Genomic DNA, 14,227 nt, shown 5'->3' on the forward strand with positions numbered 1-14,227 from the left:
AGCAGAGCGGGGTCAGATCCTTTCCCGCATGGGAAAGGCTCTGACCCCTGTCGCTGATCCACGCGGGTGGGGTCAGAGCCCTTTCCCTGCGGCAAAGGGATCCGACCCCGGGCGGTTTACGGCAGGCCGGCCAGCCAGTCGTCGTCGGAGCCTTCGTTGACATCGGCGAACAGCGGCGTGGAGAAATAGCGTTCACCGGTGTCCGGCAGCATCGCCAGGATCACCGCGCCGGGTTCGGCGCGGGCAGCCACGTCCAGCGCGCTGGCCACGGTGGCACCGGCAGAGATGCCGACGAAGATGCCTTCCTCGGCGGCCAGGCGGCGCGCGGTGGCGATCGCGCGGTCATCTTCGACCGAGACCAGTTCGTCCACCACATCGCGGTTGAGCACGTCCGGCACGAAGTCCGGGGTCCAACCCTGGATCTTGTGCGGCTTCCAGTCATCGCCCTTGAGCAGGGCGGCGCCGGCCGGCTCGGTGGCGATGATGCGGGTCTGCGGGCGCGCGACCTTCAGCACTTCGCCCACACCAGTGAGCGTGCCGCCGGTGCCCCAGCCGCTGACGAAATAGTCCAGCCGCTTGCCGGCGAAGTCGCGCAGGATTTCCGCGGCGGTGGTGTTGCGGTGATAGGCCGGGTTGGCCGGGTTGGCGAACTGGCTGGCCAGGAACCAGCCGTGCTGTTCGGCCAGTTCGGCTGCCTTGCGCACCATGCCGCTGCCGCGTTCGGCAGCCGGGGTCAGGATCACCTTGGCACCATAGGCACGCATCAGCTTGCGGCGCTCGACCGAGAAGGTCTCGACCATGGTCGCCACGAACTTGTAGCCGCGCGCTGCGGCGACCATCGCCAGTGCCACGCCGGTATTGCCCGAGGTGGCCTCCACGATGGTGTCGCCCGGCTTGAGCAGGCCACGCGCTTCAGCGTCGAGGATGATCGCCAAAGCCAGGCGGTCCTTGACCGAGCCGCCCGGATTGAACGACTCGACCTTGGCGTAAACGCTGACCTGCGGCGGTGCCAGACGCTGCAGCTTGACGATGGGGGTGTTGCCGACGGTGTCGAGGATGGAGTCGTACAGGGCCATGGAAGCGCTCCGGAAACGGGGCCGCGCCGGGCTTCGGCGGGCGAAGGGGGAGGGCTGGCTGTTCAGGCCAGCGGCTGCCGGCTGACCGTAGCGCCGGCATATGACGCCCGGAAATGACCAGATACCTTTCTTAAACAACCTTTGGTTATAAGCTGGTGACGGCAATTGACCCTAGAGTGGACCTCCGCCCCACGCCGCCTGCCTGCCCATGACGCTGACCCAGCTGCGCTACCTGGTTGCCATCGCCGACGCCGAGCTGAACATCACGCTGGCCGCCTCGCGCGTGCATGCCACCCAGCCCGGCTTGTCCAAGCAGCTCAAGCAGCTGGAGGACGAGCTGGGTTTCCTGTTGTTCGTGCGCAAGGGCCGCAGCCTGGAGTCGGTCACCCCGGCCGGGACCGAGGTGATCGCCCGCGCCCGCGCCGTGCTGGCCGAGGCCAACAACATCCGCACCTACGCGGCCAACCAGCGGCGCGAGAGCCAGGGCCAGCTGATCCTGACCACCACCCACACCCAGGCGCGCTTCGTGCTGCCGCCGGCGGTGGCGGCGATCAAGCAGGCTTACCCGCAGGTCAGCGTGCACCTGCAGCAGGCCGGTGAAGCCGACGCGCTGGATCGCTTGAACCAGGGTGACGCGGATATCGCCATCATCAGCACCGCTGGGGGAGAGCCCACCGATGGCATCGCGGTGCCACTGTTCCGCTGGCGACGCCTGGTGGTGGTGCCCAAGGGCCACCCGCTGGACCGCGCCGGGCGTGCACCGGACCTGGCCGCGCTGGCCCGGCAACCATTGATCAGCTACGAATCCTCGACCCGCCCGAATTCGTCGCTGCAGCGTGCGTTTGCCGCCAACGGGCTGGTGCCGGATCTGGCGCTGACCGCGCTGGATGCCGATCTGATCAAGACCTATGTGCGTACCGGCCTGGGCGTGGGCCTGCTGGCCGAAATGGCGGTCAGTTCCAACGACGAAGACCTGAGGTCGTGGCCGGCGCCGGACCCGATCAGCGAGTGCATCGCCTGGGCGGTGCTGCCGCGCGACCGCGTGCTGCGTGATTACGCGCTGGAGCTGGTGCATGTGCTGGCACCGCAGATCGATCCGCGCGACCTGCGGCGGGTGCTGGATGGCAACCAGGCGGCCGCGTGGCCGGTGCCACCGACCTGGGAATCACTGACCCAGACCATCACGGTGTGAGGGGTTGGTCGAGCAGGGCTTGCAGCCCTGCACCTGCCGCGGCATTCAAGCAACAGCAACAGCAACAGCAGAAGCGGCATTCCGTGGGTTGGCGGGGCGGTGTCGGAGTGCGGGGACGCTGCAAGTACGTCCCTGTAAGCTTGGCAGCCGCATCCATGCGGCTGACACCCCGCACTCCGACACCGCCCCACCTCTGACAGATCTTCGCGGCTGTTGGTAGGTGTCGACCTTGGTCGACACGGTAGATCCACGCCATGCGTGGATGAAAGCTGTCAGATATCGAAATACATCTGGGGTCAGATCCGTTTTCCTTCGGAAAACGGATCTGACCCCAAAGCCGTTCCAACAGACCGCAGGAAACTGTCGAAGGCGGGGTGGGTCCGGTTGCGGGAGTGTCCGCGGCATGGATGCCGCGGCCAAGCCCCCATGGATGGGTTTACGGCGTCTCCCGCAACCGGACCCGCCCCGCCATTCAACAGGAAGCCAGCTTTTGCTTTTGCTGTTGCTTCGGCTCTTGCCGTGGACGTGGCCTCTGCAGGTGCAGGGCGCAGCCCTGCCGATAAACCCCCTCCTGCGACGGTTCGTCGCACGGGCAACCCTGGACCCGGCTCTACACTAGCGGGATGACTCGGCTGTCCCGCCCGCAGCGCCTTCTGCTCCAGCTTGCCGTCCTGGCGACGCTGCTGATGGTGCTTGCGCCGCTGGTCAGCCGCGCGCTGCAGGCGCAGCCGATGGACCACGCTGCGATGGCCGGCATGGACCACGCGCACATGCAGCATGATGGTGCCGTAGCGGGCCAGAGCCCCTTGCCCGGGCACACGGATCCGACCCCACCGGCCGATCCCCACGCCATGCACGGCGAAGCCTGCGAATACTGCGTGCTGGCGATGCGCCTGCTGCCGTGGCTGGCCGTGCTGGTGCTGCTGTTGCCGCTGTTGTGGCGGCCGCGGCTGGTGTTCCCCTGGTCGCGGCAGGTGCTGCCCGCGCTGTGCTGGCCGGCGCATGCCGCGCGTGGGCCGCCGCCTTTCTCCATCGTTCGCTGATGTCCCTGTCGAATCTGCCGCACGACGCCTGACCGGGCGCCGTGCGCGCGTGCGTACCTTGGAGCTGTTCCGATGAAAATGACTTCCCGCCCCGCGGGCGCCTGTGCGCGCCTGCCGTTTGCCCTTGGCCTGGCCGTAGCTGCAACGCTCGCCCATGCCGCGCCCGCCGAAGAGGCGCGTACCCTCGACACCCTGGTGGTCACCGCTGCCGCACCGTCCTCGCCACTGCACTGGGTGACCGACCCACGCCTGCCGCGGCAGCCGGTACCCGCCAGTGATGGCGCCGATTACCTGAAGACCGTTCCCGGTTTCTCCGCCATCCGCAACGGCGGCACCAACGGTGACCCGGTGCTGCGCGGCATGTTCGGTTCGCGCCTGAACATCCTCAGCAATGACGGCAACCTGATCGGTGCCTGCCCGTCGCGCATGGACAATCCGCTGTCCTACATCGCGCCGGAAAGCTTCGACCGGCTGACCATCATCAAGGGCCCGCAGAGCGTGCGCTGGGGCGCAGGTGCCTCGGCTGGCACCGTACGCTTCGAGCGCGATACACCGCGCTTCGAAGAGCCGGGCCTGCGTGCCGATGCCAGTGCGCTGGTCGGTTCGCGCAACCGCAACGACCAGGTGCTTGACCTGACCCTGGGCAACCCGACCGGCTATGTGCGCGCCAGTGGCAACCGTTCCGAAGCCGATGACTACAAGGACGGCCACGGCGATGTGGTGCCGTCGAAGTGGCGCAAGTGGAACGGTGACGTGGCGATCGGCTGGACGCCGGATGCCGACACGCTGCTGGAAATTTCTGCCGGTGCCGGAGATGCGATCGCACGCTATGCGGGACGGGGCATGGACGGGGCCGCGTTCGAACGCACCAGCTATGCCGCGCGTTTCGAGAAGCGCAACCTGCCGGGTGCGTGGGACACGGTGCAGGCCAACGTGTACTACAACGAGGCCGATCACGTGATGGACAACTACACGCTGCGTGCGCCGAACCCGAACAGCATGATGCCGATGCCGATGGCCTCGAACGTGGATCGCCGTACCCAGGGCGGCCGGGTCAGTTCCGAGTGGCGCTGGCAGGACGTGCAGCTGGTGGCGGGCGTGGATGGCGAGGACAGCCGCCATCGTGGCCGCATGGGCATGGGCCGCGACACCTACCGCCAGGCCGCCTGGGAGACCGATGCCAACTTCCGCCGCTACGGCGTGTTCACCGAGTTGACCCTCGGCGCCGGCACCGACCAGCGCTGGATCAGCGGCCTGCGCATCGATCGCGCCAGCGTGCGCGACGAGCGGCAGTTGCTCCGCGGAATGATGGGCAACATGCCCAATCCGACTGCGGGCCAGCGTCGCAAGGAATGGCTCGGCAGTGGCTTCCTGCGCTACGAGCAGGACCTGGCCGACGGCCTGACCTGGTACGCCGGCCTCGGCCACAGTGAACGCATGCCCGACTACTGGGAGCTGTTCTCGCCCGACCACGGCCCGGCCGATGCGGTGAACGCGTTTGCCGGCATCCAGCCCGAGCGCACCACCCAGCTCGACGCTGGCCTGCAGTACAAGGGACCGCGCGTGCAGGCCTGGGTCTCGGCGTACGCCGGGCAGATCCAGGACTACATCCTGTTCACCTACCACCGCAGCGGCGCGATGGGGATGAGCCAGGCCAGCAACGTCGATGCGCGCATCGCCGGTGCCGAGGCGGGGCTGGAAGTGAGCGTGGCCGAACAGTGGAAGCTGGGTGGCACGCTGGCCTATGCCTGGGGCGAGAACCGCGACCAGCAGCGTCCGCTGCCGCAGATGCCGCCGCTGGAAGCGCGCCTGAGTGCGAACTGGGAAGGCCAGCGCTGGAGCGCCGGTGCGCTGCTGCGCGCGGTGACCCACCAGCACCGTGTCGCAGATGGCCAGGGCAACGTGGTCGCACAGGATCTTGGGCCGAGCGCGGGCTTTGCCACCTTCGCGCTCAACGCGGCGTACCGTTTCGGTTCGCAGCTGCAGCTCAGCGCAGGCGTCGACAACCTGTTCGACCGCGCCTACAGCGAGCACCTGAACCTGGCCGGCAGCGCCGACTTCGGCTTCCCGGCCGACCCGGTGCGCATCAACGAGCCGGGGCGCAGCGTGTGGATGAAGCTGAACTACCGGTATTGATCCGCCGGATGTAAAAAAACGGGGCCGGATCCCCGCCAGGATCCGTCCCCGCCCGACGCCCTCCGTCGGGCAGCTTCGACTCTACGATGACTGACCCGGTGGTGCACGACGGGATACACCCCGATACACGCCGACACTGCCCATGGCAGCCTTGCACGGAATGGGTTCAAGGCGCTATCGCAGCCCTGGTTCCACGCCGGTAAACGCTTGGCACATACCGCTTTCAGGGGCACTTGCCTACACTCGGCGGCCGTGGATCAATTTGGACCGTTCATGTTGGCTCGTATCGCTTCGACCCTGGCCCTTGGCCTCAGCCTGGCCGTGCTGGCCGGGTGCGCAGGCAAACAGGAGGCCGCCGCGCGTCGGCAGGGAGAAGCGGTGCCGGTCACTGCGCAGGTCGTGCAGTCCCGTCAGTGGAGCGACACCCTGCAGGCGCTTGGCACGGCCAAGGCGCGCGAATCGATCAGCGTGACCGCCAAGGTCAGCGAGATCGTCGAGAAAGTGCATTTCGAAAGCGGCCAGCACATTGCGGCCGGTGCGCCGATCGTGACCCTTCGTGGGCAGGCCCAGGAGGCCGCGCTGGTGCAGGCGCAGGCGACCTTCCATGAAGCCGATCAGCTGTACAAGCGCCAGCGCGAGCTGGCCGCCCAGCGGCTGGTGTCCAGCGCCACGCTGGATACGCAGAAGTCGATCCGCGATGCCGCCGAAGCGCGCGTGATGCAGATGCAGGCAGACATCGGTGATCGCCGTGTGCGCGCGCCGTTCGCCGGCGTGCTCGGCATCCGCCAGGTCAGCCCTGGCTCGCTGGTGACCCCGACCACGGTCATCGCCACGCTCGATGACATCGAGCACATGCACATCGATTTCCAGGTGCCTGAAGTGGAACTGGCTGCGCTGGGCGTCGGTGACAAGGTCAGCGCCACCAGCGTGGCCTGGCCGGGCCGCACCTTCGAGGGCGTGGTCAGCACCATCGATGCGCGCATCGACCCGGCCACCCGTGCCGTGACCGTGCGCGCCGACTTTGCCAACGGCGACCATGCGCTGCGTCCTGGCATGCTGCTGGACGTGCGCCTGTTCCGCCCCGAGCGCCCGGCGCTGGTGATTCCGGAAATCGCCGTGGTGCAGGTCGGTCGCGATACCTTCGTGTACCGCATCAAGGCTGACGACAGCGTCGAGCGTGTGGACGTGGTAACTGGCGCGCGCCGTGCCGGCGTGGTCGAGATCAGGCAGGGTCTGGAAGCGGGCCAGCGCATCGTGGTCGATGGCACCGGCAAGCTGCGTCCGGGCCTGAAGGTCGCCGCCAAGGACGCAGCGCCCGCCAGTGGTGCAAAGCCCGCTGAAGACGCTGCGCCGGCCGCGGCCGAGGGCCACGGCGGATGAAGCTGTCCGACATCTCCATCCAGCGGCCGGTGTTCGCCGTGGTGATGAGCCTGTTGCTGCTGGTGCTGGGCGTGATGTCCTTCACCCGCCTGACCCTGCGCGAACTGCCGGCCATCGACCCGCCGATCGTCTCGGTCTCGGTGGACTACACCGGCGCCTCGGCGGCGGTCATTGAAAGCCGCATCACCCAGGTGCTGGAAGATGCGCTGGCCGGCATCGAAGGCATCGATACGATCAACGCGCGCAGCACCAACGGCCGCTCGCAGGTCAGCATCGAGTTCACCTCCAACCGCGATATCGAAGCGGCGGCCAACGACGTGCGCGATGCGGTCAGCCGCGTGGCCGACCGCATGCCGGAAGAGGCGCGGCCACCGGAGATCGCCAAGGTCGAAAGCGATGCCGACCCCATCATCTGGTTCAACATGGTCTCCTCGACCATGGACACGCTGGAGCTGAGCGACTACGCCGACCGTTACGTGGTCGATCGCTTTTCCAGCCTCGATGGCGTGGCCCAGGTCCGCATCGGCGGCCGCCAGCGCTATGCGATGCGGATCTGGCTGGACCGGGACCAGCTGGCCGCACGCGGGCTGACCACCGGCGACGTGGAAACCGCGCTGCGCAACGAGAACGTGGAGCTGCCGGCCGGCCGCATCGAGTCGACCGACCGTGATTTCACCCTGCGCGTGGAGCGCAACTACATCAAGCCCGAAGATTTCGCGACCATCCCGCTGGGCAAGGGCCGCGACGGTTACGTGGTGCGCATGGGCGACGTGGCGAAGATCGAGCTGGCCTCGGCCGAACGCCGCGCGTACTACCGCAGCAATGGCGAGCCCGGCATCGGGCTGGGCATCGTCAAGACCTCCACCGCCAACTCGCTGGACGTGGCGCGTACCGCGCGCGCTGAAGCCGAGCGGGTGGCGCTGACCCTGCCCAAGGGCACGCAGATCTTCGTCGCCTTCGACAACACCACCTTCATCGAAGCGGCGGTGGACCGCGTCTACGCCACGCTGGTGGAGGCGATGATCCTGGTGCTGGTGGTGATCTGGCTGTTCCTCGGCAGTTTCCGCGCCGCGTTGATCCCGGCGGTGACGGTACCGGTCTGCCTGGTCGCGGCGTTCATCGCGCTGTACGCGTTCGATTTCTCGATCAACCTGCTGACCCTGCTGGCGCTGGTGCTGTGCATCGGCCTGGTGGTGGACGATGCGATCGTGGTGGTGGAGAACGTGCAGCGCCGCATCGACCTGGGTGAGCCACCGCTGGTGGCCTCCAAGCGCGGCACCGCGCAGGTCGCCTTCGCGGTGATCGCCACCACCGCCGTGCTGGTGGCAGTGTTCCTGCCGGTCGGCTTCCTGGAAGGCAACACCGGGCGCCTGTTCCGCGAGCTGGCAGTGGCGCTGGCCGCCGCCGTGGCGTTGTCCGCGTTCGTGGCGCTCACACTGACGCCGATGATGGCCTCCAAGCTGCTCAAGCCGCACACCGGGCAGGCGCCACGTGGCCTGCACGGCTTCATCAACCGCAACCTGGAACGCCTCGCGGGTGCCTATGGGCGGGTGCTCGATCACCATGTCGACCGCACCTGGATCTACCTGCTGGTGATGGTGGCCGCGCTGGTCGCCAGCTGGGGCCTGCTCAAGCTGCTGCCCTCGGAACTGGCGCCGGCCGAAGACCGCGGTTCGTTCCAGATCATGATCGACGGCCCGGAAGGTGCCGGCTACGACTACACCGTGCAGCAGGTGCAGCAGGTGGAGGCGCTGCTGGCCCCGCATGTCGGCCCGGACAAGCCGATCGTGCGTGCCAACCCGCGCGTGCCCGGTGGCTTCGGTGCCAGCGAGGAAATGCACACGGGCCGCGTCAGCATCTTCCTGCAGCCGTGGCGCCAGCGCAGCGAGGCCACGCCGGACGTGGCCAACGAACTGCAGAAGGAACTGGACACCATCCGTGGCGTGCGTGTGCGTACCCAGGTCGGTGGCGGCCTGGTGCGCAGCGGCGGGCAGCCGTTCCAGATCGTGCTGGGTGGGCCGGAATACGCGGAGATCGCGCAGTGGCGCGACCGCATCCTGCTGCGCATGGCCGACAACCCCGGCCTGGTCGGCCCCGACTCGGACTACAAGGAAACCCGGCCGCAGATGCGGGTCAACATCGACCGCCAGCGTGCGGCCGATCTCGGCGTGCCGGTCACCGCGATCGGTTCGGCGCTGGAAACCATGATGGGCTCGCGCCGCGTCACCACCTTCGTCGACAACGGCGAGGAGTACGACGTGCTGGTGCAGGCCGGACGTGACGGTCGCGCCAGCCCGGCCGACCTGGCCGCGATCCGCGTGCGCGCCACCTCTGGCGAACTGGTGCCGCTGTCCAACCTGGTCACGTTGAGCGAAGTGGCCGAGGCCGGCACCCTGAACCGCTTCAACCGCCTGCGCTCGATCACCATCAGTGCCGGCCTGGCGCCGGGCTATCCGCTGGGCGAGGCCATTGCCTGGGCGCAGAACGTGGCCCAGGAAGAGCTGCCGCAGTACGCGCAGGTGAACTGGAAGGGTGAATCGCGCGAGTACCAGAGCGCCGGTGGCGCCGTGCTGCTCACTTTCGCCATGGCCCTGCTGGTGGTCTACCTGGTGCTGGCCGCGCAGTTCGAGAGCTTCATCCACCCGCTCACCATCATGCTGACCGTGCCGCTGGGCGTGCTCGGCGCGCTGGTCGGGTTGTGGGTGAGTGGCGGTACGGTGAACCTGTTCAGCCAGATCGGCATCGTGATGCTGGTTGGCCTGGCCGCGAAGAACGGCATCCTCATCGTCGAATTCGCCAACCAGCTGCGCGACGATGGGCGCAGCGTGCGCGAGGCGATCATTGAATCGGCGATGGTGCGCCTGCGCCCGATCCTGATGACCTCGATCGCCACCGTGGTCGGCGCCATTCCGCTGGTGGTGGCCGGTGGTCCCGGTTCGGCCAGCCGTGGCACGATCGGCATCGTGATCATCTTCGGCGTGACCCTCTCGACCTTCCTGTCGCTGTTCGTGGTGCCGGCGTTCTACGCGCGGCTTGCCCCGTACACCCGTTCGCCGGAAGCGGTGAAGCGCGAGCTGGAGAAGCAGGAAGCGGAATCGCCGTCGGTGGGCGGCCATGCCTGACCGGCACACCGACGGGGTCGGGTCCCTCGCTGACGGGGTCGGACCCCTTTCCCAAAGGGAAAGGGCTCTGACGCCACTTCGAGGCGACGGCTTCCAGCTGCGCCCCTGGCGCCCGGATGATCTGGAATCGCTGCTGCGCCACGCCAACGATCCCGAGGTGTCGCGCGGCCTGCGCGACCGTTTCCCGTACCCGTACACGCGCACCGATGGCGAGGCCTTCCTCGCCGGCCGCGTGCTGGCCCCCGGAACCCTGAATCTGGCCATCGAGATCGACGGCCAGGCCTGCGGCAGCGTCGCTGCCCAGCAGGGCATGGCCGAGCGTGGGCACACCGCCGAACTGGGCTACTGGCTGGGCCAGGCCTATTGGGGGCAGGGCGTGATGACCCGTGTGGTCGGGCTGTTCGCACCGTGGGTGATGGACGAGCTGCGCCTGTTCAGGCTGCAGGCCACGGTCGTCGACTTCAACCTCGGCTCGGCGCGGGTGCTGGAGAAGAACGGCTTCCAGGAGGAGGGCGTGGAGCGCTGCGCGGTCTACAAGCGCGGCGTGCTGCACGACCTTCGCCGTTTCGCCAGGGTACGCACCCAGCTGCCCTGAACACGCGGGCTGGCTGTTGTAGAGCCGAGCCCATGCTCGGCTGCCTCCTCGGGGGGCCAAGCCGAGCATGGGCTCGGCTCTACAAAACAGCGCTACCGCAGCGGCCTGCGATCAGGGAGAATCGACCGGTCCCTTCCAGCCGACGGGACGTCCTTACAACCCGCCGACTGGAGAGAGCGCGCGTGGAAGCAACCGTACACTTCATCAACAGCATCATCTGGAGCAAGGCACTGATCTTCGTGTGCCTGGGCGCCGGCCTGTTCTTCAGCCTGCGCACGCGCTTCATGCAGATCCGTGGCTTCTTCGAGATGTGCCGCCTCACCGTCAAGGGTGAGAAATCCGACGCCGGCGTGTCCTCGTTCCAGGCCCTGGCCATGTCGATGGCCGGCCGCATGGGCATCGGCAACATCGCCGGCGTGGCTACGGCCATCGCCTTCGGCGGCCCCGGTGCGATCTTCTGGATGTGGGTGATGGGCTTCCTCGGCGCGTCCACGTCGTATGTGGAATGCACCCTGGCGCAGATCTACAAGACCAAGGACGCCGAAGGCCGCTACCGCGGTGGCCCGGCGTACTACATCGAAAAGGCCATGGGCCTGAAGTGGTACGCGCTGGCCTTCGCCATCGCCACGATCATCGCCGCCGGCTTCCTGATGCCGGGCGTACAGGCCAACGCCATTGCCGACAGCATCATCAACGCCTGCCGTGGCACCGCGCTGTGCGGTCCGCTCGATGGCCAGGCCTTCGGCATGGAATCGGTGCAGGCGCTGAAGCTGGGCATCGGCATCGTGGTGGCGCTGCTGCTGGGCGTGGTGATCTTCGGTGGCGTCAAGCGCATCGCCAACTTCGCCGAAGTGGTGGTGCCGTTCATGGCCGCCGGTTTCATCCTGATGGCCATCATCATCATGATCATCAACTACGACCGCGTGCCGGAAATGTTCGGCATCATCTTCAAGAGTGCCTTCGGCACGCATGCCGCATTCGGCGCGATGATGGGCCTGGCGGTGGAGTGGGGCATCAAGCGCGGCATCTATGCCAACGAAGCCGGCCAGGGCTCGGGCCCGCATGCAGCGGCCGCCTCGGAAGTCTCGCACCCGGCCAAGCAGGGCTACGTGCAGGCCTTCGCGATCTACTTCGACACCATGATGGTGTGCACCGCCACCGCGTTCCTGATCCTGGCCAGTGGTACCTACAACGTGTACTCGCCGGTGGAGGGCGCCGCGCCGATCTTCCAGGGCCTGGCCGGCATTCCCGAAGGTGCGGGCTACGCCCAGGCCGGCGTGGAAGCGGTGCTGCCGGGCTGGGGTTCGGCGTTCGTGTCGGTGGCCATCTTCTTCTTCGCCTTCACCACCATCATGGCGTACTACTACATGGCCGAGACCAACCTCAGCTATGTGAACCACAACAGGAAGCGCCCGCTGACCGTGCTGGTGCTGCGCCTGGGCATCATCGGCATGGTGGTGTTCGGCGCGTTCCATAATGCGACCCTGGCCTGGGCGCTGGGTGACATCGGCGTCGGCCTGATGGCCTGGCTGAACATCATTGCCATCCTCATCATCCAGAAGCCGGCGATGCTGGCCCTGCGTGACTACGAACGACAGAAGAAGCTGGGCCTGGATCCGGTGTTCGACCCTGATGCCCTGGGCATCAAGAACGCCGATTTCTGGCGCCAGCGCAAGCAGGAGAGTGTGTAAGTGAACAACCCCTGGAACAACCGCCGCCCGTCCGCCCGTCCGCCGCGCGCAACGCCGTTGCCGCGCCCGGAGGTGCCGGCCACGGGCGGTGGTGGGCGCGGTGGCGGCGACGAGCTGCGCCTGTACGGCCTGAATGCCGTGCTGGCCGCGTTCGAAGCGCGGCCACAGGCGCTGCGCAAGCTGTACCTGCTGGAGGCGCGCATTCCGCGCCTGCAGCCGCTGCTGAAGTGGTGCGTGGCCAACCGCGTGGGGTATCGCGTGGTTGAAGACGGCGATCTGAACAAGCTTGCCGGCACCACCCACCACGAAGGCGTGGTGGCCGATGTGCTGCGCGCACCGGCGCTGCCGCTGGCGCAGTGGCTGGAGCAGGTCGGCGACGGCCCGGCGCTGGCGCTGTGGCTTGATGGCGTGGGCAACCCGCACAACCTCGGTGCGATCCTGCGCTCGGCCGCACACTTCGGCGCCAAGGCGCTGCTGCTGCCGGCCGGCAGCACGCTGGCGCTGTCCGGTGCCGCCGCGCGCGTGGCCGAGGGCGGTGCAGAAGCGGTGCCGCTGGTGCAGCTGCCGGAGACCGCCCAGGCGATGACGCAGCTGCGTGCGGCCGGCTTCGGCCTGGCGGCGACCCTGGTGGAGGGCGGTGACGACGTGTTCCGCACCTCGCTGCCGGCCCGCCTGGTGTATGTGATGGGCGCCGAAGGCGAGGGCATGGACCGCAGCCTGGCGGGAGCGTGCGACCAGCAGGTCTCGATTCCCGGCAGCGGCGCGGTGGAGAGCCTGAACGTGGCCTCGGCCACGGCGGTACTGCTGGCGCAGTGGGCGAGTCGCCGCGGCTGATCCGGTATCCCGGGTCGGATCCCTCGCCGCAGGCGAGGGCTCTGACCCCTTCCAGGGTCCGTAATTGCGTCAAGCGCGCATGATGTTTTGAAAGTTTCCTTATTGGTCAGCCGCTTCCGGCAACGCAGGGTGGAACTCCATCCCACGTTGTCCAGAAGAGGCTGCCATGCATCACCCACGCTGTATCCTCATCGCATTGCTGGTCCTGACCAGCGTCCTTGCCAACGGCCGTGCCGCAGCCAGCGAACGCAGCCTGGACGGCGTCAACTTCACCGGGCCGCTGATCACCCCCAACCCGGCTGGCCTGCCGCAGGGCAACTGGTACATCGAACCCTATCTGGTGCGGATCGACAGCCGCGATCATTACGACGATGGCGGCCATCGCCGCCGCAGTGGGCAACGCAGCGGCGCATGGGCAACGGTGGTACCGATCATCTACGGCTTCAGCGACCGGGTGATGGGGCAGGTCAATCTCAGTGCATCGCGTGCCGAACAGGGCGGCGCGCGCAGTAGTGGTTTCCGTGCCGGTGACACCACCGCGCGCCTGCAGTACCTGTTGCAGGCGCCCAATGCCGATGGCACGCGTCCGGCCATCTCGGTCGCGCTGGTGCAGCGCTTCAGCACCGGCAGCCATGACCGCATCACCGGCAATCCGCTCGATGCGCAGGGCGACGGTGTGCAGCGCACCACTGCCGCATTGGGCGTGCAGCAGGTGGTCTGGCTGGGTAACGACCGCCCGCTGCGCTGGCGTGCCCAGCTCAGCGCCGGGCCTGCGCCGTCGCGGACGGCGATCTCCGGGGCCAGCGTCTACGGCACCGACGACAGCTTCCAGGGGCACATCTCCCGGGGGTCGGTGCTGGGCCTGTCGGTCGGCGCCGAGTACAGCTTCAATCCGCGCTGGGTGGGCGTGATGGAAGTGGCCGCCAGCCGCGAGACCGGCCAGCGCCTGAGGGGTTTCGCGCGCAACGCCAGCGGTGGTTTCGAACGCATCGACGAGCATCGCCCGGCCAGCCGCAGCGTCACCCTGGCGCCGGCCGTGGAGTACCACTTCAGCCCGTCACTGGGCCTGATCGCCGGCGTCGAGTTCAGCGTGGCTGGCCGCAACACCGGCCGCATCATCAGCCCCCAGGTCGCCCTGGGCATGTTCTTCTGAGGGGC

At 67.8% G+C, this 14,227-nt stretch carries 10 protein-coding genes; 9 read left to right on the forward strand and 1 reads right to left on the reverse strand.

The features are described 5' to 3' along the window. Positions 1–116: 116 nt before the first annotated feature. Complete coding sequence (cysK, locus tag ACUVWL_RS00825; protein ID WP_014648230.1) at positions 117–1,076, reverse strand: cysteine synthase A; 960 nt, start codon at positions 1,074–1,076, stop codon at positions 117–119. A 208-nt stretch (positions 1,077–1,284) separates the two neighbouring features. Here cysK and ACUVWL_RS00830 point away from each other — a divergent pair, with 208 nt between their 5' ends. From ACUVWL_RS00830 to ACUVWL_RS00870, 9 genes are all read left to right on the forward strand, one after another. Then, positions 1,285–2,268 carry a LysR family transcriptional regulator gene (locus ACUVWL_RS00830; RefSeq protein ID WP_010481448.1) on the forward strand — a complete coding sequence of 328 codons (984 nt, stop codon included), beginning with the start codon at positions 1,285–1,287 and terminating at the stop codon, positions 2,266–2,268. A gap of 623 nt (positions 2,269–2,891) precedes the next feature. Beyond that, the gene (locus ACUVWL_RS00835) at positions 2,892–3,311 is read left to right on the forward strand and encodes a DUF2946 domain-containing protein (RefSeq protein ID WP_197621835.1); all 420 of its coding nucleotides are present in this window, start codon (positions 2,892–2,894) and stop codon (positions 3,309–3,311) included. Between the two features lie 72 nt (positions 3,312–3,383). Then, entirely contained in the window at positions 3,384–5,447 is a 2,064-nt protein-coding gene (locus ACUVWL_RS00840; RefSeq protein WP_329768503.1) for a TonB-dependent copper receptor, read from the forward strand. A 273-nt stretch (positions 5,448–5,720) separates the two neighbouring features. Beyond that, complete coding sequence (locus ACUVWL_RS00845; protein ID WP_032957171.1) at positions 5,721–6,827, forward strand: efflux RND transporter periplasmic adaptor subunit; 1,107 nt, start codon at positions 5,721–5,723, stop codon at positions 6,825–6,827. Next, positions 6,824–9,949 (forward strand): efflux RND transporter permease subunit, encoded by a 3,126-nt coding sequence (locus tag ACUVWL_RS00850; protein ID WP_032957173.1) that lies wholly within the window; start codon positions 6,824–6,826, stop codon positions 9,947–9,949. The genes ACUVWL_RS00845 and ACUVWL_RS00850 overlap by 4 nt, the downstream gene beginning before the upstream one ends. Then, complete coding sequence (locus ACUVWL_RS00855) at positions 9,942–10,544, forward strand: GNAT family N-acetyltransferase (protein WP_197621834.1); 603 nt, start codon at positions 9,942–9,944, stop codon at positions 10,542–10,544. The genes ACUVWL_RS00850 and ACUVWL_RS00855 overlap by 8 nt, the downstream gene beginning before the upstream one ends. Before the next feature lie 182 nt (positions 10,545–10,726). Continuing rightward, the gene (locus tag ACUVWL_RS00860) at positions 10,727–12,235 is read left to right on the forward strand and encodes an alanine/glycine:cation symporter family protein (RefSeq protein WP_049440417.1); all 1,509 of its coding nucleotides are present in this window, start codon (positions 10,727–10,729) and stop codon (positions 12,233–12,235) included. Then, entirely contained in the window at positions 12,236–13,069 is an 834-nt protein-coding gene (locus tag ACUVWL_RS00865) for a TrmH family RNA methyltransferase (RefSeq protein ID WP_049440415.1), read from the forward strand. 166 nt (positions 13,070–13,235) lie between these two features. Then, positions 13,236–14,222: a hypothetical protein gene (locus tag ACUVWL_RS00870; protein WP_049404925.1), complete on the forward strand. Its 987-nt coding sequence runs from the start codon at positions 13,236–13,238 to the stop codon at positions 14,220–14,222. Positions 14,223–14,227: the final 5 nt, after the last annotated feature.

Source organism: Stenotrophomonas muris, assembly GCF_052751275.1.